This is a genomic window from Bacillus sp. 1NLA3E, assembly GCF_000242895.2.
Lineage (GTDB): Bacteria > Bacillota > Bacilli > Bacillales > Cytobacillaceae > Bacillus_BU.
On the sequence record NC_021171.1, the window covers coordinates 4,581,660 to 4,604,378 of the forward strand.

General features: G+C 38.9%; 23 protein-coding genes. 2 read left to right on the forward strand and 21 right to left on the reverse strand.

Annotation, left to right across the window (positions count from 1 at the left end; translation table 11 throughout):
- Window positions 1-133 precede the first annotated feature (133 nt).
- The 3 genes from B1NLA3E_RS21975 to ssb all read right to left on the reverse strand — a co-directional run bounded on the left by B1NLA3E_RS21975 (window position 134) and on the right by ssb (window position 1,520).
- Window positions 134-325 (reverse strand): hypothetical protein, encoded by a 192-nt coding sequence (locus B1NLA3E_RS21975; protein WP_015596017.1) that lies wholly within the window; start codon window positions 323-325, stop codon window positions 134-136.
- 579 nt (window positions 326-904) lie between these two features.
- Window positions 905-1,120 (reverse strand): hypothetical protein, encoded by a 216-nt coding sequence (locus tag B1NLA3E_RS21980; protein ID WP_041580793.1) that lies wholly within the window; start codon window positions 1,118-1,120, stop codon window positions 905-907.
- A gap of 4 nt (window positions 1,121-1,124) precedes the next feature.
- Window positions 1,125-1,520 (reverse strand): single-stranded DNA-binding protein, encoded by a 396-nt coding sequence (gene ssb, locus B1NLA3E_RS21985; RefSeq protein WP_015596018.1) that lies wholly within the window; start codon window positions 1,518-1,520, stop codon window positions 1,125-1,127.
- A gap of 261 nt (window positions 1,521-1,781) precedes the next feature.
- Here ssb and B1NLA3E_RS21990 point away from each other — a divergent pair, with 261 nt between their 5' ends.
- Window positions 1,782-2,249 (forward strand): YwpF-like family protein, encoded by a 468-nt coding sequence (locus B1NLA3E_RS21990; protein WP_015596019.1) that lies wholly within the window; start codon window positions 1,782-1,784, stop codon window positions 2,247-2,249.
- Between the two features lie 50 nt (window positions 2,250-2,299).
- On the opposite strand, the gene B1NLA3E_RS21995 is transcribed toward B1NLA3E_RS21990, so the two are convergent.
- The 5 genes from B1NLA3E_RS21995 to spoIIID all read right to left on the reverse strand — a co-directional run bounded on the left by B1NLA3E_RS21995 (window position 2,300) and on the right by spoIIID (window position 5,667).
- A complete protein-coding gene (locus tag B1NLA3E_RS21995; RefSeq protein WP_015596020.1) occupies window positions 2,300-2,647 on the reverse strand; it encodes a hypothetical protein in 348 nt (115 codons plus the stop codon).
- Between the two features lie 165 nt (window positions 2,648-2,812).
- On the reverse strand, window positions 2,813-3,247 hold the full coding sequence (gene fabZ / locus B1NLA3E_RS22000) for a 3-hydroxyacyl-ACP dehydratase FabZ (RefSeq protein ID WP_015596021.1): 435 nt from the start codon (window positions 3,245-3,247) through the stop codon (window positions 2,813-2,815).
- Window positions 3,248-3,447: 200 nt separating this feature from the next.
- Complete coding sequence (locus B1NLA3E_RS24505) at window positions 3,448-3,876, reverse strand: DNA-directed RNA polymerase subunit beta (protein WP_015596022.1); 429 nt, start codon at window positions 3,874-3,876, stop codon at window positions 3,448-3,450.
- 215 nt (window positions 3,877-4,091) lie between these two features.
- Window positions 4,092-5,093, reverse strand: coding sequence for a rod shape-determining protein (locus tag B1NLA3E_RS22010; RefSeq protein WP_015596023.1), 1,002 nt, complete (start codon window positions 5,091-5,093; stop codon window positions 4,092-4,094).
- Between the two features lie 301 nt (window positions 5,094-5,394).
- The gene (spoIIID, locus tag B1NLA3E_RS22015; protein WP_015596024.1) at window positions 5,395-5,667 is read right to left on the reverse strand and encodes a sporulation transcriptional regulator SpoIIID; all 273 of its coding nucleotides are present in this window, start codon (window positions 5,665-5,667) and stop codon (window positions 5,395-5,397) included.
- 1,465 nt (window positions 5,668-7,132) lie between these two features.
- On the opposite strand from spoIIID, the gene B1NLA3E_RS22020 reads away from it, so the two are divergent.
- Window positions 7,133-8,608 (forward strand): sigma-54 interaction domain-containing protein, encoded by a 1,476-nt coding sequence (locus B1NLA3E_RS22020; RefSeq protein WP_015596025.1) that lies wholly within the window; start codon window positions 7,133-7,135, stop codon window positions 8,606-8,608.
- 115 nt (window positions 8,609-8,723) lie between these two features.
- Here B1NLA3E_RS22020 and B1NLA3E_RS22025 read toward each other — a convergent pair whose 3' ends face one another.
- The 13 genes from B1NLA3E_RS22025 to aes all read right to left on the reverse strand — a co-directional run bounded on the left by B1NLA3E_RS22025 (window position 8,724) and on the right by aes (window position 22,570).
- Window positions 8,724-9,224, reverse strand: a complete 501-nt coding sequence (locus B1NLA3E_RS22025; RefSeq protein WP_015596026.1) for a DUF5698 domain-containing protein — start codon at window positions 9,222-9,224, stop codon at window positions 8,724-8,726.
- Window positions 9,225-9,345: 121 nt separating this feature from the next.
- Window positions 9,346-10,272, reverse strand: a complete 927-nt coding sequence (locus B1NLA3E_RS22030; protein WP_015596027.1) for a DMT family transporter — start codon at window positions 10,270-10,272, stop codon at window positions 9,346-9,348.
- Window positions 10,273-10,443: 171 nt separating this feature from the next.
- Window positions 10,444-11,763 (reverse strand): MFS transporter, encoded by a 1,320-nt coding sequence (locus tag B1NLA3E_RS22035; RefSeq protein WP_015596028.1) that lies wholly within the window; start codon window positions 11,761-11,763, stop codon window positions 10,444-10,446.
- A gap of 307 nt (window positions 11,764-12,070) precedes the next feature.
- Window positions 12,071-12,922 (reverse strand): MaoC/PaaZ C-terminal domain-containing protein, encoded by an 852-nt coding sequence (locus B1NLA3E_RS22040; protein ID WP_015596029.1) that lies wholly within the window; start codon window positions 12,920-12,922, stop codon window positions 12,071-12,073.
- Window positions 12,923-12,987: 65 nt separating this feature from the next.
- A complete protein-coding gene (caiC, locus tag B1NLA3E_RS22045) occupies window positions 12,988-14,541 on the reverse strand; it encodes a crotonobetaine/carnitine-CoA ligase (protein ID WP_015596030.1) in 1,554 nt (517 codons plus the stop codon).
- An 87-nt stretch (window positions 14,542-14,628) separates the two neighbouring features.
- The gene (locus B1NLA3E_RS22050) at window positions 14,629-14,913 is read right to left on the reverse strand and encodes a ferredoxin family protein (protein ID WP_015596031.1); all 285 of its coding nucleotides are present in this window, start codon (window positions 14,911-14,913) and stop codon (window positions 14,629-14,631) included.
- Window positions 14,910-16,199 carry an FAD-dependent oxidoreductase gene (locus B1NLA3E_RS22055; protein ID WP_015596032.1) on the reverse strand — a complete coding sequence of 430 codons (1,290 nt, stop codon included), beginning with the start codon at window positions 16,197-16,199 and terminating at the stop codon, window positions 14,910-14,912. Before B1NLA3E_RS22055 ends, B1NLA3E_RS22050 begins: the two co-directional genes overlap by 4 nt.
- Before the next feature lie 129 nt (window positions 16,200-16,328).
- Window positions 16,329-17,267: an electron transfer flavoprotein subunit alpha/FixB family protein gene (locus B1NLA3E_RS22060; protein ID WP_015596033.1), complete on the reverse strand. Its 939-nt coding sequence runs from the start codon at window positions 17,265-17,267 to the stop codon at window positions 16,329-16,331.
- A gap of 23 nt (window positions 17,268-17,290) precedes the next feature.
- Entirely contained in the window at window positions 17,291-18,061 is a 771-nt protein-coding gene (locus tag B1NLA3E_RS22065) for an electron transfer flavoprotein (protein ID WP_015596034.1), read from the reverse strand.
- 100 nt (window positions 18,062-18,161) lie between these two features.
- Complete coding sequence (gene caiB, locus B1NLA3E_RS22070; protein ID WP_015596035.1) at window positions 18,162-19,385, reverse strand: L-carnitine CoA-transferase; 1,224 nt, start codon at window positions 19,383-19,385, stop codon at window positions 18,162-18,164.
- A gap of 60 nt (window positions 19,386-19,445) precedes the next feature.
- Window positions 19,446-20,579, reverse strand: a complete 1,134-nt coding sequence (caiA, locus tag B1NLA3E_RS22075; RefSeq protein WP_015596036.1) for a crotonobetainyl-CoA dehydrogenase — start codon at window positions 20,577-20,579, stop codon at window positions 19,446-19,448.
- Window positions 20,580-21,139: 560 nt separating this feature from the next.
- Entirely contained in the window at window positions 21,140-21,463 is a 324-nt protein-coding gene (locus tag B1NLA3E_RS22080) for a CocE/NonD family hydrolase (protein ID WP_083935158.1), read from the reverse strand.
- A 135-nt stretch (window positions 21,464-21,598) separates the two neighbouring features.
- The gene (aes, locus tag B1NLA3E_RS22085; RefSeq protein WP_015596037.1) at window positions 21,599-22,570 is read right to left on the reverse strand and encodes an acetyl esterase; all 972 of its coding nucleotides are present in this window, start codon (window positions 22,568-22,570) and stop codon (window positions 21,599-21,601) included.
- Between the last annotated feature and the right edge of the window lie 149 nt (window positions 22,571-22,719).

Genomic DNA, 22,719 nt, shown 5'->3' on the forward strand with positions numbered 1-22,719 from the left:
TATCCAACATCTGAGTAACGCTTACCTTTCCTCCCTCAGCACCTATCTATATTGGAATCGAAATAAAAAGAAGGTTTAATATTAACAGAAAGGTAGACACCATTTTACGGTGACTACCTTTCTAATCTTAATACTAGAATGCTATTGCTGAGTTGTAAGCCATTCTTTTAATAGTGGCCTTTAAGGCAAACACTGCTGCTGCTGCTGCAAAACCGACACCAGTTAACGCCATTATTAATCCAATAACACTTGACGCATCGATAAATAACATAATATATGCCGCTGTATTAGCAGAACAACTAAGCATTGACATAATTTTCAACATAATTCCCACCTCCATTTGTCATTAATTGCAATTATTTGTCATTATTTTGAAAATAAGAACATGAAAAATATATCATTTATACCTTTTTTTGTAAATTATTTTATTTCGACAAATAACCCTATTTTCTGATATTCTTGAATAAGTTTTCTTTAACATCGATTTTATGTTTCCAAATCCATCTACCAAATTATTGCTATTTCCATCGTTTTTAGAAATTTCACGCAGGCTATAATTGCCTGCTTTTATACTTGTTTTTATATTTGCGTTTTCCGATGCGGGTACTCCAAAAGAGAATGGCTTAATCTTAAACCCTGTTCGCCTTTTTTCATTCTACATCTAAATTACATTGTGAAATTTTTGAATAAATTCAACTTATATACATCGATGCAAGGCTAGTGTGCCTGACCCCCACTGCTTTACAGCGGCAAAGAAAATGCCTGACCACCGCACTGGGGTCAGGCATTAATAATGAGGGTTAATTGTGGGGTCCATTGATTTTTTCTATGGAAGGACGCTAAGAATGGGTTAATGGTATTTCAAATGTAATGAAATGTTGGTTTGAATTTGTGTGGGTTCTCTTTACGAGTTTGGGGTTGGCTTCTCGACTCGAGCAATAAAGGTGTAGCATGCATCAGGAAAGGGGGTTTCTGAGGATGCAGTCTCAACAATATATTGCTCGACTTGGCTAACTCGCTTTGATAAATCGGTCAACCTACGATTCGACCTGCCGATCATGGTGATTAAGTTTTCCAGTAGTCTTTCAACCTTTACAAGCTGTTCGAAAGATTCATCCACACCATCATGCCTCCCTCGAAAAAGTCACGGGCACAGGATCCGGTTCAGGTACTGGTATTGTTACATGCTCAGACTCTGTCACTCTTTTTCCAAGAAACTGAACACCCTCTGCCACAACTTCAGTCACATACACTCTGCGTCCTTCATTATTTTCGTAATTACGGGTTTGGATTCTGCCGGTAATACCGACAACGGAGCCCTTACGGCAATAATGAACCGTATTTTCAGCCGCTTTCCGCCACAGTGTGCATTGAACAAAATCAGCCTCAATCTGGCCACTCTGATTTTTATAGTGACGGTTTACAGCTAGTGTGACATGCGTGACAGGGATGCCTTCAGTCGTAACCCTTATTTCCGGGTCTTTGGTTAATCTGCCTACTAATGTAACTTGGTTAATCATTTCTCATCTCCTCTCTGATTTGATGCCCCCATCATAGCCTAATATTCAATATGTCGTAAAATTGTTAAAAGTTAGATTTATCCAAAATATTCATGTCAAAACCCCAAGAAAACAAGGGAAATTCCGATTTCTGGACCATGTTACCCCTCGAAAATCCAAAAACAGCCCTTCTTATAACTATTTTTCGACATTGACGGAATTCGCTTTCCACTCCCGCTATGGTATAATTTGGGCAAACAAAACAGAATGGGAGGAATGTGGATGAAAACTTTTAGATTAATCTCACTTGAGATTGTCGAGGAGAACGGTCTGAAGCACATTGAATTGGTTGATGGTTTGATCATCAATAAGGAAGATGACCAAAACACTTGGCTGATTGAAGTTTATACCACCCCTACAAACTTCGAATTTTTTGAAAAAGCATTGCAGAGCCAGCAAGAATTTATTGTTAGAGCAGTCATCAGCAAAGAGGATAATGACCCCGTCTCCTTCCATATCAAGGCCCGCTCGGTAAGAAAACTTGAAACGAATATAAGCATTATGCTACAAGGAACTTTAAAACGAACCTCACGGAAAAACTATGCCGAATTACTCCTTAAGGATTTAATGGACAAAGGTTTCAGTGGCGATACGTTACTTAATGAATTTAAGGAAAAGTTGAAAAATAAACCTTATTTGACACCCCCTAGCAATACTTCTACTTTTAGTGAAGGGTCTGTAGGAATGTAGTTCTTTACAAAATAAAATGACTGCCCATACCTAGGACAGCCATTCGTTTTTTATTCGTCTTTTTGATCTTTATCTTTCATATCATTTCTATCTTCGATTACATCTTCACCTTTTTCGTTATCGTCTTTCACAGGGTCAAGATCCTTATCTGTATTTCTGTCTTTTGTGTCAGGTACGTCATCATTGTTATCATCAATAATCCCATCATTATTGTTGTCACCAATAATGCCATTATCATCGTTGTTACCATTTCGATCCAAAATTCTATTATCTCTGTTGTCCACATTGGTCCCTTTGATTGATGGGTTATTGTCTTCATCAACGTTATTTGCGCAACCTACAAGGAGAAACGCTGAAAGCACCGAGCCTCCAATCAACATTAATAATTTTTTCCTCATGAATCATTACCCCTTTCCAAATATTCTTTGATTGACCTTATCCATAGGTCTGTTTTTATGTTGCCCAAGAACCCAAAATTTTTTCCATCTCAAATTTCTACCATTTATTTCTGTCCATAAAAAAAGCTGCCCCACCAAATTTAAGGTGGGACAGCTTTTTGAAGACTATTCTTGTTTTGGTCCTAAAGCAAATGTCATTTCCAGTTCACAGGCTATTTCGCCGTTAACAGTTGCGGTTCCTTTACCTTTACCAATGCTTCCGCGCACGCGAGTCATGACAACTTCAAGCCGCAATTGATCACCTGGTCTTACTTGGCGTTTGAACCGACAGTTATCGATGCCACCGAAGAAAGCTAGGCGGCCACGGTTTTCTTCCTTTTTCAGCATGGCAACAGCGCCCACTTGTGCTAACGCTTCAACAATGAGTACGCCTGGCATGACTGGAAAGTCTGGAAAATGTCCGTTAAAAAATTCCTCATTGGCGGTGACGTTTTTGATGCCGACCGCTTTTTGACCCTCTTCTACTTCTAAAATTCTATCAACTAGTAAAAATGGATAACGATGGGGAATGATTTCTTTTATTTGATTAATATCTAACATTTTATGACCTCCTCATAATAATTGGTACTTATTTTATATTGTACTAAAAAAGGGCTGAAAAACAAAGAAAAGCGGAAGCGGCTTGACCAGGGGTGACAAGCATAAGACAAGCTGGAGAGAAGGTTGCTCTTTAACCTTCTTGACGGATTGGCTGAAGACCTGCGAGCCCCTAGCCGCTGGAGCTAGACAGCTCCTTCCCCTCATTTTTCTTTATTAATAAGATCCGCAATATGTGTCCAAGTGGATTGTTTTAGTGCATCAAGTGGTTTTCCGTTCCCGATTACGCCATATCCAACTATTACTCCTGCCGTTAAGCTAAATACTAATAATAAAATAACAATGACGAGTCTTAGCCAAATCGGAATCAGTCGGACCCGCACTCGGTTATTACCATGCTGAGGCTTCTCTTCTTGCTCTGCCTTTTCCTTTTTCAGTTGTTCGCGCGTCTGCGGTTCTTCAATGGCTGCTACTGCTTCCTCAGCCTGTTCCTGAGGTAAGGATGTATTGTCTGTCGCCTCTTCTACTTCTGGTTGTGTTTCCGGAGACTTTTGTGTGTTGGGCTCTTTAGGTGGCTGAGGCTCGACCGCTTCTTCTTTAAGACCTTCTTGATTTTTTTCGATTACTAACATTTATATAAACTCCTTTGAGTATGGTTGCTTAATTCTATTATAAGAAAGTTCACTGAAAGAAACTAGAAAAAAAGAAATGTCGAAGCTCCGGCGCTGGTAAATGGATCTACCCAAACTAAGTATCTTTGCGAAAACAGCCTTTCAACAACAGCTTTCTTCAAAAAAAGTCCGATGTTATTTGGAAATATCCAAAGAACACCGGACCGTCGTCCTTATTATCCGAACCGTTTTGTAGGAATTTTATCAATATTATCTAACATGATGCCTGTTCCAATCGCCACACAATCCATTGGATTTTCGGCAACTAACACAGGTACCTTTAATTCTTCAGCTAGAAGCATATCGATACCGTGAAGAAGGGCCCCACCGCCAGTTAGGATGACACCACGATCGATGATATCCGCAGATAATTCTGGTGGAGTACGTTCTAACACGCCTTTTGCAGCTTGAACGATGACGGCAACTGATTCACGAAGAGACTTTTCAATTTCTTCTGAATGAACGGTAATCGTTCTTGGCAGACCTGATACCATGTCACGACCGCGAATGTCCATTTCTTCGTGACGTGAACCAGGAAATACTGTGGCAATATTAATTTTAATATTCTCAGCCGTTCTTTCACCGATTAATAACTTATATTCACGCTTAATGTAATTCAAAATTTCCATATCGAATTTATCGCCAGCCATTTTGATTGAAGACGAGGTAACAATGTCTCCCATTGAAAGAACCGCGATATCGGTCGTACCACCACCGACGTCAACGACCATATTGCCGCTAGGTTGGAAAATATCCATTCCAGCACCAATTGCCGCAACTTTTGGTTCTTCTTCTAAATAGACTTTCTTACCGCCGCTTTTTTCAGCTGCTTCTTTAATAGCTTTTTGTTCAACACTTGTGATATTGGTTGGGCAACAAATTAAAATGCGTGGCTTAGATAAAAAGCCCTTCACATTTAATTTATTGATAAAATGCTTTAGCATTGCTTCTGTTACATCAAAATCAGCGATGACACCATCTTTTAAGGGACGAATGGCCACAATGTTTCCCGGAGTCCGGCCTACCATTCTTCTTGCTTCTTCACCTACAGCTAACACTCTGTTGGTGTTTTTATCAATAGCTACTACAGATGGTTCGTTCAGTACAATTCCACGACCCTTAACGTGAATTAACACGTTTGCCGTTCCTAAATCGATTCCTATATCCCTAGAAAACATTACTTTCTTTCCTCCTTGAAACATTTGGCCAGTTTCAGCTTCTTAACAGTTGCTTCACTGCTGCCAGTTCGACGAGCCAAGTCTGTCCTAATTGTTTATTTTATCATATTCTCTGCAAAAAGAGACAAGGTATTTGTCAAAAATAGTATTATTTTTGCGGAATAATGTCAAAATTACAAGAAAAGTTTGCCTTGACATATATTTGATCACCAAAATAAACCAACCAGCATGATAATTTGCCTGGTTGGTTTATTATTTTATCAATTTCGGATGGGTAGTTTTACCAAAAATTTCAACCATATTACTTGACTGTCTCTTCCTCCAATTCTTCTTTTCTGTATTTTAGTTTGGTTGCCTCGCCGCCGCGAAGATGACGGATTGATTTATGATAATCTAAAATTTCCTTCACTTCATTTGCCAGATCGGGGTTGATTTCCGGAAGTCTTTCCGTTAGGTCTTTATGGACTGTACTTTTGGATACGCCAAACTCTTTCGCAATGACGCGAACAGTTTTTCTCGTCTCCACGATATACTTTCCAATCTTGATGGTCCTCTCTTTGATGTAATCGTGCACACCACTCGCCCTCCCTAAATTGAAAGTGAGAAGCGTGAAATGAGATCCGCTTTTCGCATAGTTCTAATGCTGTCATTCCGCATGTGATGCTAACTGTATTAATCATGGATTGTTTACCTATTTAACTTTATGCGGCAGAAAGCGTCTACTTTCTGAAATTACGAAATATGATCAAGTCCTCAACTAAAACGGCTGTCTGCAAACGACTCCTCACCTCGAACACTTCCTTTGTTAGGTTTGTAACAGTTTATTATGGCGGGGACGGGATTATGCACAAAAAACACAAACAGGACAGGTATAACGGAGATTTTTTTGAAAATTCAGCAAAAGATACTTAGGTTTATGCAGGGTGTGTGTCGGTTTTTGTCGATTTCTCGATATGTACTACTTTTTCTTTGACATAGGATTGAACAAGTTCAAAAGGGAGATTTGGATATACCCATATATAGAGATAATCGAGCACACCTATCGAGCGAATCAGTGAATCATTCCATCAGTGATGTAGTTTCAAAGATTAGGATTATGCTCTAATTGTTATTCCTTCGATAAAAAATGGGTAAAAGAGGGGATTAAAATATTCCAGGGCAAAGGTTGATTTTTTGTTATAAAAAAATCCTCTTCCTATAAATCCAGAAGAAGGTATTCCAGCAAATAACCAAGAGGTACCTTCTTCTTAACTTCCCCATTGGAACCGATTTTCAATGACTACTTCAGGTAGAGATATAGCTTCCTTTACTCCTACCCTCACCTTTACTGATTATGCTTGATCTTGTTTCTTGAAATCCCAATGTAACGTCTTTCAATTACAAAATGGAAAGCTTCTTAACTTGGCGGAACAACCAATTTTCCCACTAAGAGCCTTTTTTGTGTTAATAATTAATCAAGTTACAATTGTGAATTTTTCCTTTTGGACTATTTGTGAACAAACATTATGATTTATAGACATTAGTTCATTAAATCCATAAAATCTTAACTATAGTAAAATGAATATCTTTCAGCTTCAATATTTTATTTTTAGCTTAAAGGCAGAATTATACTCATTCAGCTATCGATTTGATGGTCACTCAACTGAGTTTAATTCATTCAATAGACTAACTAGAAAAAGATCTGAACGTATCTTTATTCCCCAGACAGGATCATAACATTAAAATCAACCAATACGGACGTCCCTTTATGACAAGGTAAGTCCTATCCTCGCAAATTTGGAAAAAGTGATATATGAAATGGAATGATGGTAAATCCTTGGAAGGGTATTATTAATATTCCTTATTGCATTCTATCGGATCAGATTTTATCCCTAAAACGATTAGTACATTTTATAAATGGAGAAACATAACAGAGTTAACTTTATCTTGAATAAAGACAACAAATAGCACAAGGGAAACATAAAACATCCAACCAAAACTTCAGCAGAGTTTCAACATTATTGTCAACATATATAAATGACATTAAGGAGATACTTTAGATGACTAGAACCAATCCCTCAAAATCTCTATTCGAATCCGAAACAAGCTTTAAAAATATAGATGCCGAATTTAAATTGATTATTAATTCCTTAGATTGTTTTGAAGACTGTTATTTTTCAATGGTTGACGCCACAGGTAAAATTGTTTTCATATCAAAAGGTTTTGAAGATATAGATGGCTACAAAATTAACGATATATTAGGAAAAAATGTATTGGATGTTTACAAACTTGGTAAAGAAAATAGTGTACATGTCAAAGCAATAAATGAAAAAAAGGTATTAAAAAATACTATTTTAAGATATACTTCAGCGAATGGTCACCCCATTGAGTTCCTAATGGATATATATCCGGTTTTTTCGAAGGGAGAGGTAATCGGTTCATTTGCTATAAGTCGAGACACGAGCAAAATAGAAGCGCTTACCGACAAAGTAATTCAACTTCAAAAAGCGCTTTATAATCAACTACAGAAAATGAGTAATAATGGAACCCAATTTTGTTTTGATGACATCCTAGGTTCTGGAGAATGCATGAAAAGCGTAATGAATACTGCGAAAAGAATGGCCCGCTCGGAATCACGGATTATGATTCTTGGAGAAACTGGAACAGGTAAAGAGCTATTTGCTCAGAGTATCCATAACGATAGTTCAAGAGCTAAAGAGCCTTTTATCGCGGTTAACTGTTCAGCCATTCCAGATACTTTATTAGAAAGCATCCTGTTTGGGACAAATAAGGGTGCATTTACTGGAGCTGAGAATAAAGTCGGGTTGTTCGAAGAAGCCAAAAACGGCACACTTTTTTTGGACGAACTGAATTCTATGAGTATCGTACTCCAGTCCAAACTATTGAGAGCATTGGAAACAAATCGCATCCGTAGAGTGGGAGGTAACAAAGAAATCCCTGTCAATCCGCGAATTATCAGTGCTATGAATATTGATCCCAAAGAAGCCATTGAAACGGAAAAACTAAGAAGTGACTTTTATTACAGACTCGCTGTGGTTACTTTAGAATGTCCACCTTTACGAAGCAGAAAAGAAGACATAATTACCTTATCCTGGAATTACATTAATAGATATAATAAGATTCTGGGGAGGAAAATTGACGAGATATCCGTAGAGGTTATTCAAATAATGAAAAACTATGACTGGCCTGGGAATGTTCGCGAATTAAGTCATTGTATCGAGCATGCGATGAATATGGTTGATCCTACTGACAAATCCCTGCAAGTGCAGCATTTGCCCCCGTTCCTTCAGGACAAAACCCTCGTGAATAATACATTACCGATTATCGTGCCAAAAATTAGCGATTATAAACAAGTAATGGTGCAAGTTGAAACAGATATATTGACCCAAGCACTAAAAAGAAATAACTGTAATATTAACCAAACTGCCAAGGAATTAAATTTGTCCAGGCAATGTTTATATTATAAGCTGAAACGATTAGATATCGACATTCTGCATGAAATTCATATGGAATAATAATCAGGTATTATATTTGAAATGAGCAATAATGAGCATAACCTTCAAACTCCATTTTAGTTAAAACAATAGAAAAGCAAAGTCATATTATGTGACTTTGCTTTTCTATTTAAGCTTATTTAAAAATATAACCGCCTTTAAATCTTTTTGGTTCATATGAAACGATAAAAGCATTAGTCTCAAATCTTTCTACAGTTGCTATTAACTCTCTTTCTCTATTTCTCTTTGTTAATATCTCCATTCTATACCGATCACTGTCCATTCCCTCACCGGTATATAATGTAACACCAAATCCATTTTCTCGTAACGTACGAACCAATTCGCTATTTTTCATTGGTGTGTTCACGGTAACAATAATATAACCAAGGGCTAATTTCTGTTCCAATCTTGTTCCTAAAATAATCCCTATACCAAATCCTATTGAGTACACGATCATAGAAGTGAAACTTTTATCCCCGTTGAAAATCAGCGAAAGGCCAAATACATAAATTAATGTTTCAATAATCCCCATTATCGCAGCAAGAACCGTAATATTTTTTACAAGAAACAATGTTCTTAGTGTATATATAGGTACATATATAAGCTGTAAAACGATAATCAATATGATATTTAACATAAATTAACACCTCTCAGTGAACACCTTATGAGGATTGATTTCATATGGGCTTGTGCTAAGCTATTTACTTTTTTAAATTATGAGGGATCAGGACTAACAAAAGTCAAACCACCTGCCCCCCCTAGAGGTTTCGATTACTTTTGAATATATTTTTAGTTCTTTCTCTGGTGGGGAAATCCTCACTTAGGTCTGAATAGCCGATAAGAATGACGGCAGCTATTATCAATGTACATCCCAGTAATGTATACCTGTTTATTGATTCATATAAAACGATGATACCTGCCCCCAGGCTGACCACCGGCTCCAGGGTACTAAGTATGGAAGCATTTGCCGAGCCGATGCTTTGTACACCTTTTATGAAGAAAATCAGCGCCAAGGCGGTACAGAAAAAGCTTACCAAACCCGTATAGTACAAACCTTCCAACGTAACAGCCATCGGCCAATTCCCCCAAGCTACAAGCAGTATCAGTGAAGTGATGGATGCTATCAAGCAAGCATAAAAAGCAAGCACCAGGCTGTTCATCTTTTTCAGCTGAGGATGATTAATTGATAGCACATAAATGGCAAAAAATACGGCTGAACTTATAGCTAGGCCAACTCCCCAGAGAGAAAAACTGCTCCCCCCTAGACCAGCCATCAGGTAAATGCCTCCCAGAGATGTCAGAAGAGCTATCCATTTATAAAACTGCAGTCTTTCATGATATATGAAATAAGATAACAGCATGACCAGTACGGGAAATAGGAAATGAAGCGAAGTAGCCACGCCGGCACTAACATATTTATAAGATAAATACAAAGTTACAATTGTGGCTGTATAACCTAGCGTACTCGATAATAACAACGGAATTAGCTGCTGCTTCTCGACATGAAAATCAATCTTGCGGTAGCGTATGAATATTCCGAGCATAGCAACAGCCATACCTGAACGCAAGAAGGTAACATCGAAGGCAGTGAGTCCTGTTGTATAGGCTAGTTTGACCCATATCGGCATAATACCAAAAAAAGAAGCGGAAACAATTATAAAAATAATTCCTCGAAGCTTGTGCATTAGTTGTATCCTCCGATAGCGGGACAAGGTATAGGCCACTGGAATTGAGCTACAGTTAAGCCTGCATATATATAACCTTATCACTTTTATATATCGCAACTCTTTCTAAATTCCAATACTAAACAGCAACATACTGCTTATGGCATGCTGCTGTTTGATATGAGATGTTCTTTAATGTTTATAATCCACCGAACTTGATTCAGCTAACGTTAATCCTTTTGTTTCAGGAGCCATAGCGATTGACACACCCAGTCCAAGAACTGAGATTGCAAAGCCAACAAGCAGTGTTGGTCCAATTCCGTAAGCATTCATAAAAATGGGTAATGCGTAGGTAGATAAAACGGTCCCGATTCGGCTAAAAGCCATAGCTGCACCCACTGCCGAAGCCCGAATCTCAGTTGGAAAAAGTTCATTTGGATAAAGCCATTGCAAAATGCCAGGGCCACCAGAAAAGAAGGCATATGTTCCAAAAGCAATAACCACAATCCATATATTGGCATTTGGAAAAAATCCCAAAACAGCTAATGCAATACTCATGATTGTAAAGCTCCCAATAAGCAAAGGACGACGGCCAATAGAATTCAACCAAAACATTGCAGGAACACAGCCGATTAAAAAGAACATACTAATGATGATATCACCTAAAATAGCTTGCTTTCCTGCCCCAAAGCCAAATGCACTCATTATCTGAGGACCAAATGTATATAAACCAAACATAGGCACCACCTGACATGCCCATATGGTACCAACAAATATCATTCTTCTGAAATATCCTTTTTCAAATATCTTGCTATAACGTGTTTCCTTGACTTCTTCCGGTTCTAATTCCACATCGGCACCAAATAACCGTAGTACAACTGCACGGGCCTCCTCAACGCGCCCTTTTTGTGCCAGCCATCGGGGTGATTCCGGAGTTCCCCACCGTCCAATTAGAAGGATCACACAAGGTATAAAAGCGCTACCTAGCATCCACCGCCAGCCACCATCTACATCGGACAAATAATATCCCACAATATCCGCTGCGGTTGCTCCTAAATACCATACGGCTGCAATAAACCCTATAGAAAGTGCCCTGTACTTTCGTGGTGTAAATTCCGCTACCAGAGAAGTTGCAATCGGGTAGTCCGCCCCAATAACAATTCCTATTAAAAACCTCATGACAACAAGCTGTATTGGAGAAGAAATAAACATAGTCCCAATGGAAATGATTGCAATTGCAATGATATCAACGGTAAACATCAACTGGCGCCCCACTAGATCAGTTACATATCCAAATAGAGCAGTGCCTATAAAAATCCCTGCCAATGCAGCAGCTCCAACCAATGCACTCCAGTGTGCATCCAAATTCAGTTGAGGCCTCAATTGTGCAAGAGCGACACCTATTATTACCAGGACATAGCCATCCAAGAATGGACCGCCACTGGCAAAAAGGGTCATTTTCTTAAGAAAAGGTGTAAATTCAAAATCATCGAGCGTTTTTTTTGATTGCATACTTTTTACTCCCTTTTTGGTAAACAATCGTTAATCACTATCATGTACAATCTTGGTATTAACACTTAAGCTACTTTTTTTAACAGTCTGACCTAGGGAAGTCGCAATTCCGCCGATACGATGTTGTAAAAATAGAAGCCAAGCGAAGCACCTGTTTCAGTATTTCTGATGATTTTTCCTATTTCCATTACGTTATCAAGGCTTCGCTTCTGCTTCATTTCAATATTCTATCGGATTACCAACCCGTTCTTTCGTACTGACGATTCTTCTTATATAGTTAGTATAGCAATAGATTAATGATGAAATATTATTTCCATTCAATAATGCCAAAGTTTAGATAAGGCTTCGCTTGTGTATACGCATCTATAACCCTAAAGTGAACCTTATTTTCTCCCATTATCCACATTTGAGTCTTAATGGTTGCCCCTGGAAGGAGTGAAGCCGTAATACGAGTTTTGAAACGTGTCAATCGCTCTGGTTCTCCGGGAATAAATGTTTTAACAAAATGACGGCAAGCCACTCCTGCAAAACTCACAGCATGAAGAATTGGCTTCATTTGGCCATTTTCTTTGGCATAATCCCAATCAATGTGTTGAGGGTGATAATCCCCTGACAATCTGTAAATGAGCGCCTGATTCTCAGGAATCCGCTCCTCAATCTCATAATCTGGTTCTCTATCCGGAATTTCCACGATATCTTTCGGCGGTTTCGGACCACCAAACCCGCCGTCATAGATCAAACAATCCCAGCTTTCGTTGGTAAATATTTTGGCACCTGTTTCATCATAGGTTTCTCCTATATGTTGTGCTAACAAACCTTTATCGGGCCCACGATCATATAGCCCATTAAGTAGTACGTGTGTACTTAATTTACCCGACAATTTCGTCATTGGCTGGTGAAATTGTAAATCGAATCCCCAATGAAGTGACCCTGCATAATTATAGCCATAATCAATGGTTTTCGTGACTTCACTGTCCACAATCGGCATCGCTGCAAACATAGGGAGAATTTTTAAATCCTTTTCGTAAACATATTCCAAATCAGTTTTGCCATCGACGCCAGCACCGCAGCCAAGCGCAAAAAGAATCAAATCTTTGAAATCGTATTCACGTTCAAAAGGTCCAAATGTTTGCCCAACCATTTCCGTTTTTATTGCCATTTTTAATCATCCTCTCTTCTCTTCTTAAAAATGTTATCTGTAAAATCCATAGCAAAATCTGTTTTTTATTCCAGCAATTTTTTTTGTATTTTATAGGTGCAGGTTCTTGGAAAAGATGTCCTTGTTTCTATAAAGGACGGCACTTTGAATGTAGCCAAACGCCCCTTGCAATAATCCAGGATCTCCTCCATACTAAGCTCTTCACCATCTTTAAAAATTATAAAAGCCTTTACCGCCTGGTCACGAATAGGATCAGGCACACCGATTACTGCCGCTTCCTCAATTTTCGGATGACACATGAGGATATTTTCAATTTCAGTAGTGGAAATATTTTCTCCCGCCCGTTTAATCATATTTACCTTGCGGTCAACAAAATAAAACCAACCTGACTCATCAACATAGCCCTTGTCCCCTGTATACAACCATCCTCCAGGCTTCAAGGCCTTTGCTGTTGCTTCCGGATCATGATAATATTCCTTCATAAGAGTTCTGCCGGGTATTCCCTTAATATAAATCTCACCAATCATGTTTGGAGGAAGTTCATTGCCTTCCTCATCAATAATCTTTGCCTCATAGGACAATCCCGGTTTGCCTATAGAAGGCCAGTTTCTTTCACCGTTCGGAGGGGCGCCGATTACGCCAACAAGCGATTCGGTTAAGCCATAGGAATTTAGCAATCGTACATTGAAGCGCTCTTCAAAAGCATTCTTTTCTTTTTTAGTAAGAGCAAGATAAAAGTACACTTCACGAACACTATGATCTTTTTCCCATTCTTGTTGAGGCTGTAGCATCAGTGTACGAGCCATCATTGGAATACACTCTGTGATTGTTGCCTTATAGTCGCAGACCTGCTTCCAAAACCTTCTTGCGCTATATTTTTCCACTACAATCATCGTTCCACCAACAGTAAGGATAGGCATGAAGGCATCAAGCTGAAAATCAACATGAAAAGCAGGCATAATCGTTAAAAAACGGTCTTCATGTCTCATCGAAAGCTGCCAGGCGGTAAAAATACCTGCATATAACATATTACAATGAGTAATAACAACGCCCTTTGGCTTTGATGTAGTCCCTGATGTAAACAAAATTTCTACTACATCGTCACTACTTAAAGGTCTGAGCTCATTTAATTCCTTAGGTTGCTTTTCCTTACTGTCCCAAAAATTTATGGTCCCAGGAATTTGTTTTTCACTTCTTGCCAACAATATATTTTTAATACCGTTATCAATGTTCTGTCGGCTTCGATCATAAAAAGGTAAAAACTTTTCTTCCATCACTGCGGTAGCAACACCGCACTTTTGAATAATATCTTCACATTCTTCTTGTGTGTATTGTGTGTTTAAAGGAACCATAACCGCTCCTACTTTTGCGAGTCCAAACCAACACATCAAAATTTCAGGGCAGTTATGGAGCTGAATGGCAACCTTATCTCCCTTTTTTATTCCTAAATCGAGAAAAAGATTTGCCGTTTTATTAATTTCTTCATTAAATTGTGAATAGGTAAACTCAGAGTTATTACCGTTGCAGTCATGAAAGATCAAGACTTTTTCTTCACCGTTTATACGGACAAGCTCATCCCACATATCTCGCAAAGTCTTGTTCCCCACTATATCTGCCATTTTTCACACCTCTTAACATCCTCACTCAAGTATCGCAGCCAAGCCGCGTAATACATGGGGCTATCTTGTATATATATTGCATCTTAATTATCCGTATCGGAATTCTACACCCATTGAGCTCTCAGGAAACTCCCATTTTTTCACAATTGTACCTAAGCACAAAACTCTGCAAGTACCACATTCCAGACAGCCGGCATAATCAAAGGATAATGTTTCATTTTCATTGAGCTTGTACAAACCTGCCGGACAGGCATTTATAAGCTTCATTTTCTCCCTCATATCAGGATAGGAAGGGTCTATCTCTATATGGGCATTCCCTTCATCAACAAAATATTTATTTACTCCCAGTTTTTCCTCAATGGTTATACTCATACAGATTTCATTCCCTTTAGTCCGTCTTTTACTAGATTTATAAGACCAACAGCCTTTAAATGCTTCATAACCTTTTTCCGTAATGAAACTGGAGGTTCTCCATCAACCACAAACATATCTGCCATAATATCTGATACCATAGTAGGATATTGGTTGAAAATACGAGGGTTTTCCATAAATTCAGGAAAGTTCTTATATGCAGAAAGGTCATTCATTATGAAGCTTTTATCCAGCATATTCTTGTAGCTTTTGAGAGAGGCTGAACTAAAATCGCCCTTTTTTATTGCTTCAAGAACAGCCTTAGCCGCCAACTCTCCTGAGCTGATAGCCAAATCCATGCCCCTCACCATATAACCGATGTTTAAACAAAAGCCTGCCGCATCGCCACAAATCAGGTAGCCGTCACCATACAAGGTTGAAACCATAGACAGGCCTGCTTCAGGTACAATGTGACCACTTCTTTCTAGAAGCTTGCCATCCTTAATTAAAGGAGCTATTTCAGGATGATTGTAAAAGGCTACAAGCATTTCCTCTATAGTTTTGTCACTTTCTCCTATATGCTGAAGACCCAAAACCAAGCCAATAGAAATGCTTTCCTTGTTGGTATAAAGGAAACCTCCTCCAATCAGCCCATTACTCGGAGAGCCGGCAAATAACCATGCGGCACCTTCATCACCTGTTAAGCCAAAACGATCCTCAATAACCTTTGCCGGCAGCCCATAGACTTCCTTGACACCCACAGCAACCTGAGAAGGCTTAATCCCTTTTCTTAAACCTGCATTTTCAGCTAATATAGAATTTACACCATCTGCTAGAATTACTACATCAGCCTTCATTTCCTCACCACCGCAGATAACTCCTGTGACCCGATTATTTTCCAGAATTAATTGGTCTACCTTAATACCCGCTGCAGCTGTTGCCCCCGCTTCTTCTGCCTTGTTAAAGAGCCAACGGTCAAACTCACCACGCATAACCACATAAGAATCACTGCCTGTTTCTGCCAAGCGGGGAGAATGATAATCCAAAGTTACCGCATCATTTTCAGTCATCATGCTGATACGCTCTTTGACAACTCTTCTCTCTACCGGTGCTTCCTCTGCAAAGTTGGGAATTATTTTTTCTAAACTGTGAGAGTAGAGACGACCCCCGGTCATATTTTTAGAACCACCGTAATTACCTCTTTCAATAAGTAGAACCTCCAAACCCTCCTTTGCCAAAATATAAGCCGCAGTAGAGCCGGCAAGGCCTCCTCCTACGATAATTGCGTCAAATTTTTCCTCACCCAATGTTTATCACCCCTACAAATAGTTGTGCCTGATTATTATAGATACCCTGATGGGATAAATAATTATCGATTTTAAAATGCTACTGAGAAGCCGGTATCAGCCGCTCAGCAACAAATAATGTAGCTAATTCTACGCTTTCATTTTCTCAACGATTTGCGGCAGAACTTTATATAGATCCCCAACCAGACCAATATCAACATGTTTGAAAATCGGTGCATTTTTATCCTTGTTAATTGCCACTAGCGTTTTGGCTTGGTTTACACCTACCAAGTGCTGAATTTGGCCTGATATACCCATGGAAATATAAATATCTGGCTTCAGGACAACGCCGGATACTCCAATATAGCGCTCCTTGCTCATCCACTTCTCACCTTCGGCGATTGGTCGACTGCACGCCATCTCGGCTCCAGTTAAAACAGCGAGTTCTTCCGCCATTTTCAGATCTTCTTTGCTTATAAAACCTCTTCCGACTCCAACAACCCGTTTCGCAGCACTTAGATTTACTAATTCACCCTGTTTTGGACGAGTTTCCAGAATACGAATTCCAGCATTGACGACATCCGGATTGACTTTGATCACCTTACCCTGTCTCGCTGCATCCTTAGGCATTGCATCAAATACACCTGTTCCTACCGTTACGACAACTGTATCTGATAACGCTTTTTCTGTTCTAAACGCTGCACCACCGTAAACCATGTGTTTCGCGATAATGCTGCTATCATCTAAGGTGAGCTCCGATACATTCGACAATGCACTAGTACCTAATTGAGAAGCAATCCTTCCAGCCATTAGCTTGCCACGTATAGAAGAATAGACTAGCACTAAGTCAGCCTTTTCTGCTCGTAGCAATCCCGCGATCGATTTAGAATAATCTTCAATCATTACTGAATCCTCAGGTTGTTCAAACAAGTATACATAGTCAGCCCCAGATGCAATGGCTTCTTCCGCTTGATTTTGATCACCAAACAAAACGATAGATATTTTCTCACCAAGTTGGTGCCCGCCGCCGCACAGCTCTCCTACGGCGTTTTGATCATCGGTTATAATCCAAACATTATTTATAGTCATGAAATCTTCACCTCTTTTTTTGATTACTTCAATTCAGCACGGAGCAACTTCACAAATGCATCCACAACATCGTCGGATTCGCCTTCTAGGATATTTAACCGACGGTCCACCTGCTCAGGTGCAAGTGTACTCAAAATCATACGGGACGGTTGATTATCCGTAACTTCAATTTCGGATAGAGTGAATTTTGTTACTGGCTTCTTATTGGCCGCAATAATATCTTTCATCCCTGCTATCCGTGGGACATTTATTTCAGATGTAACAGACAGTACTGCAGGTAATGGGACTTCAAGGACTTGAATCGCATCTTCCAGCGCACGTTCAACAATGACTTTGTCTCCCTGAGGTGTAATTTTATTAACAGCATTAACGACCGGTATACCTAATAATTCGCCTAATTGATTACCTACCTGCTGTGCATACAAATCGGATGAACCTGCTCCACACAAAATCAGATCAAAGTCACCCATTTTTTTAATTGCAGCTTTCAACACTCTAGTCGACTGATAAGTGTCCGCATGTTCCATCGTTTCATCCATCACAACATATAGATCATCCAGACCTCTGGAAAGAATATCTTTCTTCAGTTTTGCATTATCAAGAATTTTCCCTCCGGCACACAAACCGGATAATTTCCCCCCTGTAGCTTCAACAATTTGTTTGCCTGATTCTACGGCATTTAGATCATATTGCCCGAATTTCCATTCTGCTTTTTCAAAAGAAATCTGTCTATCTTTTGCAACGACGATATCCTGTTCTTCAGGTACCGCCTTACAACATGAAATAACTCTCATATTTCCACCTTCTTAATCTATTAGTAATTTGTACAACACTATTATGGTGGACGAAGTGCATTCCTCCATGTATCTCATTCCACTTCATTAGATTAGAGCATTATCTGCTTTCGTCCTTTTTGATAACGCCCTTTTCGCATAGTTCCTGGATGCGTTCGCTCGAAAATCCTAAATCTAGTAAGATATCTTCCGTATCCATTCCCAGCGTTGGCATAGGCCGCCAAACTTTCCCTGGATTGTTTTTAAATTTAGGAAAAATATTTGGACCTTTGACCTTGTTACCTTCCATCGATTCCCACTCGATGAAAGCTTCACGCGCCACAAAATGAGGATGGTTCGGCAATTCCTCAAACGTCAGCATTTTATTAGCGGCAATTTTGCAATTAGAAAAGTCTTTTTCTACTTCGTCAACCGGCTGCATCAAAAGGTATTCTTCTATTTTTTGTTGGATGAGGTCTGCTTTTGGACCATCAAGCCAAAGAGCAGTTGTTCCTTCCGGATATTCATCCGTTCCCCAAAGATGACCCAGTCCAATCCTTTCAAGAATCGCCTTGTTCTGCGGAGCACCATAAAGACATAAACTAAGGAAGCCATCTTTACATTTATAAACCCCGATACCACATAAGTTCTGATGTCTGGCCCCTGCACGTGGATAGAGTATTCCTTCATTGAGGTAATCCATCATATAATAGGCACCCATACGAAGCATAACTTCATACATGGCAACATCTATGCTCTCTCCTACGCCTGTTTGCTTGGCCTTATAAAGAGCTGCCAGAGATGAGCTCGTTATCATAAGTGAAGACATATAATCCCCAACATAAGGAGCAGCAATCATCGGCTGATCTTCCGATCCATTTTGAGCTAAGTAGCCACTAAATGCCTGTGCTGTTTGGTCGTACGCAGCCCGGTTTACTCGATCAGGATCCCCATACTGGCCATACCCAGAAACATGAACGATGACCAAGGATGGATTGTGTTTCCACAACAATTCATCGGTAATCCCACGTTTTTCATAAACTGGTCCTTTACTGGATTCAATAAAGATATCTGCTGACTCAATTAATTTTAAAAATACTTCTCTTCCTTCTTCTGAGAAAATATTCAGGGATAAGCTCTTCTGATTCCGACGTTCTAATTCTTTTACATACGTCGTGTCTCTCATCGAATCACCGTTGAATGTATTTTCAATCCACGTGACATCTGCTCCCCATTCTGCCATCAGCTGTGCTGACTCAGGTGCAGCAATTTCAACTGCAGAATACACCACTTTTAATCCCTGTAAATTTCCAAATGCCGGCATTTTCATTCCGTTAGCCATCATCCATGACTCCTCCTCACATGCGGTAAAAAACTCAACTTTCCACCTACTGCGATCAAAAGCTTATCGATATTGTTTAAGCACTGCTCTACCAGCAGTAAGAATCTGCATTTCATCCGATCCGCCAGATACACGGTCTACACGTAGGTCACGCCAGAAACGAGCAATACGGTGATCACCTGCGATAGCTACCCCACCAAGAACTTGCATTGCATCATCTACTACTTCGAATGCAGCATTCGCACAATAGTATTTACAACATGCAGCATCACCTGATGTCATTAAACCGTTATCATATTTCCATGCTGCTTCATAGATCATGTTGCGCATGTTTGTAACTTTAATTTGCATATTACAGAATTTCTCTTGGATTAATTGGAAGCGCCCAATAGCTTCTCCGAATTGTACACGTTGATTTGCATATTTAGCTGCATCTTCAAGAGCACAGTATGCAGTAGCATAGTTTGTAGCACCAACTAAGAAACGTTCAAAATCAAACTCTTCTTTAACACGGTTGAAGCCGTTTCCTTCTTTACCAAACATGTCTTTTTCTTCTAGTTCCACATTGTCGAAATAAATTTCACAGCAGCTATCCATTCTCAAGCCAAGTTTTTGTAGCTTTTCAATTTTGATTCCTGGTTTCGTCATATCGATAAACCACTCTGTAAAAGTCGAGTAATTTTCAGAGTCTCTCGCCATAACCACTAAGTAAGGAACTCCTGCTCCACTTGTAATAAAGGTTTTATGTCCATTTAAATAGACTTTTCCATCCTTACGAGTGTAAGTAGTTTGAAGACTGCCCACGTCCGATCCTGCACCTGGCTCCGTGATAGCTGAATTCCACATTTGCTTGCCAGTACCGTGTAATGCCATGATTTTTTCAATCTGTTCTTCTGTTCCTTCGCGTAAGATTGTAGTGAAACCAGGAATCTGATATAAAACATAAGTAGGCGCACCCAATCTTCCTAGTTCTTCCCAGGCAGCTGTTAACGTAACCAAACCTGCATCAAAGCCACCATGCTCTTCAGGTAATAAAATACTGTCAATACCTAAATCAGCTAATTCCTTCACAAATCTTTCTGGATACTGGCTTTTCTCATCACAGTCCGCAAAGTAACTGTCCCAGTTTTCTCTAGTCATTAGCTCTCGAATACCCTTAACTAATAATTCCTGCTCGTCTGTAAGTCTAAAATCCATTATTTAGCCCTCCTATTTTTTTTACATTCTTCGTCATTTCACCCTAAAGAGGGACACCGCAATTCTACTTATGCAGTTTAGCAGCACCTTTTTTGACAAGAGAAACCATGTTTTTTCTTTGTCGACTATATATAATGCAAGAACTGTGCCAGATCCCGTGTAAAAGAAAATGATTTTTACGCAAATTTATGCCTTAAATGTGGGTTTGAAATTAAATAAGGAAAACAAAATAAGCTCAAATTTCGTTGGTGTCAAAATTTTTTTACATGTAAAATATTTTTTTGTCCTCTGATAGGTTGTCATCGAGAGGGTGATAAAGTATGTAAAAAATTTTTGACAAGCAACAGACACTTCCGAACACATAAAGGTTCAAGATGACATTTTTGTTGAATTTAAAATGTGTAAATTTGGTGAAAAGACTTTGGAGAGTTAAATGTAAATGAAGCTATACATAGAAAAAACGACAGGTTTTCTTCTTTCTACCTGTCGTTTGGTTTAATATATTTTTTTAAACTTTCATTCTATGGATCATCGCTAAAAATTTCATAGAGACCGATTCACTAGCTCTTTATCGGAATAATCGGCAATATAATATGAGAAGGATATTTCTCATTATGATAAATAACTTGTTGTGCTTTAACAGTCTCTGTACTCTCAATCATCGATTTCCCGGTATTGGGATTTGGTGCATATTGAGGAAAGCTGCTCGAAGAAATTTCCAACGTCATTTGGTGACCCGGTAAAAACACATTACTTGTTGCCCAAAGGTCGATTTCATATGCAACGATTTCACCGTTCAATTCCTTTTCAGGCTTATTGCCGTTTCGGTGGTACCTGGAATCTCTCTTGGACGGATCCCTGTAGTCTTCGTAAATAGTGTCAATCTTATTTCAAACATTCCGGTATAATTGAGTTGATTTTTTGGATGCCAGTATCGCAAAGGACCTAGTACAATTTGTGCCATATCCTCTCTTTTTTATCATGTCTGTTTCGGCATGATTTTGGATAAGATTAAGTGCTTACTCAAAATTTGCTAATGATTTATAGAAATTTGCACCATGTTGAATTGCCACTTTGGATTCAGGAAGAATACGAGAATGATGTAAGAACGCATGAATCACGCCTCTAAATTCTTCTATTTCTGCTTTTTGATTATGATAGGTTAAAATATCATATAATAATTTACTGTCATCCTGAACCGGATCTAAATCTCCATAAGCAATATAACAAGGAGGAACTCCTTTAGTTAAATCATTTGAAAAACTGTCAAAATAACGTAAATCTGTAATTTCGTCTCCTATATACATTTTTGTATACGCATTTAAATCTTTACGAGTTAATCCATCATAATCTCCACCAAGTAAGCGCATTGATTTTGAATCAGTTAGTCCATAAATACCATAATAAAGAAGTAAACAGCGTATATAAGAAACATCTTTCTTTTTATCCCTTAAATATAAAGACGCAGCTAAAGATAAATTGGCACCTCCCGAATCTCCTGCAAGGGCAATATCATTCATATCGATATCATATTCTTCTGAATGAATCCGTAACCACTCGACTAAGAAAGCAACCTCTTCTACTTGTGTTGGGTATTTAAATTCAGGAGCTAAATGATAGTCAATTCCAATGACAACTGATTCTGTTTCTTCCATTAATAAGCGCATAATTTTACTATGTGTATCAAGATTTCCTACCACAAACCCACCACCGTGAGTATAAACAATCGCCCCTTTTCCAGTCCTGCGCATTGGGTAGTGAAAACGAATAGCAATAGGTCCATATGGTCCTTCTACCTCTATATCAATGGTTTTTTTCGGTTCAGGACCACCTTCGTTCCAAAACCTTCTTTCCTTAATATAGTTTTCACGCATTTCTTTAAAAGTTACATCAGTTGAAAATGCATCCTTAACAAGTTCATTTTGTTTTGTTAATGTTTCAAGCATTTTAGGAGTCATCATTTTGTAAGCATTATATTTGTTCGTTTCCATCTTTGTAGTCTCCTTCAGAGTTTCTATTTTTTAAAAAAATAGAAACATTACGTTCCACATGATAAATAGTAACATTCCAATTTGTAAAACTTTTTCAGTAATAAGTTCCCATCCAGGAAGCCGGTTAATCAATACACCTGGCTCGACGA

Coding starts and splice junctions, on each gene's coding strand:
- B1NLA3E_RS21975 (WP_015596017.1), bottom strand. CDS start 325: ATGTTGAAAATTATGTCAATGCTTAGTTGTTCTGCTAATACAGCGGCA.
- ssb (WP_015596018.1), bottom strand. CDS start 1,520: ATGATTAACCAAGTTACATTAGTAGGCAGATTAACCAAAGACCCGGAA.
- B1NLA3E_RS21990 (WP_015596019.1), top strand. CDS start 1,782: ATGAAAACTTTTAGATTAATCTCACTTGAGATTGTCGAGGAGAACGGT.
- B1NLA3E_RS21995 (WP_015596020.1), bottom strand. CDS start 2,647: ATGAGGAAAAAATTATTAATGTTGATTGGAGGCTCGGTGCTTTCAGCG.
- fabZ (WP_015596021.1), bottom strand. CDS start 3,247: ATGTTAGATATTAATCAAATAAAAGAAATCATTCCCCATCGTTATCCA.
- B1NLA3E_RS24505 (WP_015596022.1), bottom strand. CDS start 3,876: ATGTTAGTAATCGAAAAAAATCAAGAAGGTCTTAAAGAAGAAGCGGTC.
- B1NLA3E_RS22010 (WP_015596023.1), bottom strand. CDS start 5,093: ATGTTTTCTAGGGATATAGGAATCGATTTAGGAACGGCAAACGTGTTA.
- B1NLA3E_RS22020 (WP_015596025.1), top strand. CDS start 7,133: ATGACTAGAACCAATCCCTCAAAATCTCTATTCGAATCCGAAACAAGC.
- B1NLA3E_RS22025 (WP_015596026.1), bottom strand. CDS start 9,224: ATGTTAAATATCATATTGATTATCGTTTTACAGCTTATATATGTACCT.
- B1NLA3E_RS22030 (WP_015596027.1), bottom strand. CDS start 10,272: ATGCACAAGCTTCGAGGAATTATTTTTATAATTGTTTCCGCTTCTTTT.
- B1NLA3E_RS22035 (WP_015596028.1), bottom strand. CDS start 11,763: ATGCAATCAAAAAAAACGCTCGATGATTTTGAATTTACACCTTTTCTT.
- B1NLA3E_RS22040 (WP_015596029.1), bottom strand. CDS start 12,922: ATGGCAATAAAAACGGAAATGGTTGGGCAAACATTTGGACCTTTTGAA.
- caiC (WP_015596030.1), bottom strand. CDS start 14,541: ATGGCAGATATAGTGGGGAACAAGACTTTGCGAGATATGTGGGATGAG.
- B1NLA3E_RS22050 (WP_015596031.1), bottom strand. CDS start 14,913: ATGAGTATAACCATTGAGGAAAAACTGGGAGTAAATAAATATTTTGTT.
- B1NLA3E_RS22060 (WP_015596033.1), bottom strand. CDS start 17,267: ATGACTATAAATAATGTTTGGATTATAACCGATGATCAAAACGCCGTA.
- B1NLA3E_RS22065 (WP_015596034.1), bottom strand. CDS start 18,061: ATGAGAGTTATTTCATGTTGTAAGGCGGTACCTGAAGAACAGGATATC.
- caiB (WP_015596035.1), bottom strand. CDS start 19,385: ATGATGGCTAACGGAATGAAAATGCCGGCATTTGGAAATTTACAGGGA.
- caiA (WP_015596036.1), bottom strand. CDS start 20,579: ATGGATTTTAGACTTACAGACGAGCAGGAATTATTAGTTAAGGGTATT.
- aes (WP_015596037.1), bottom strand. CDS start 22,570: ATGGAAACGAACAAATATAATGCTTACAAAATGATGACTCCTAAAATG.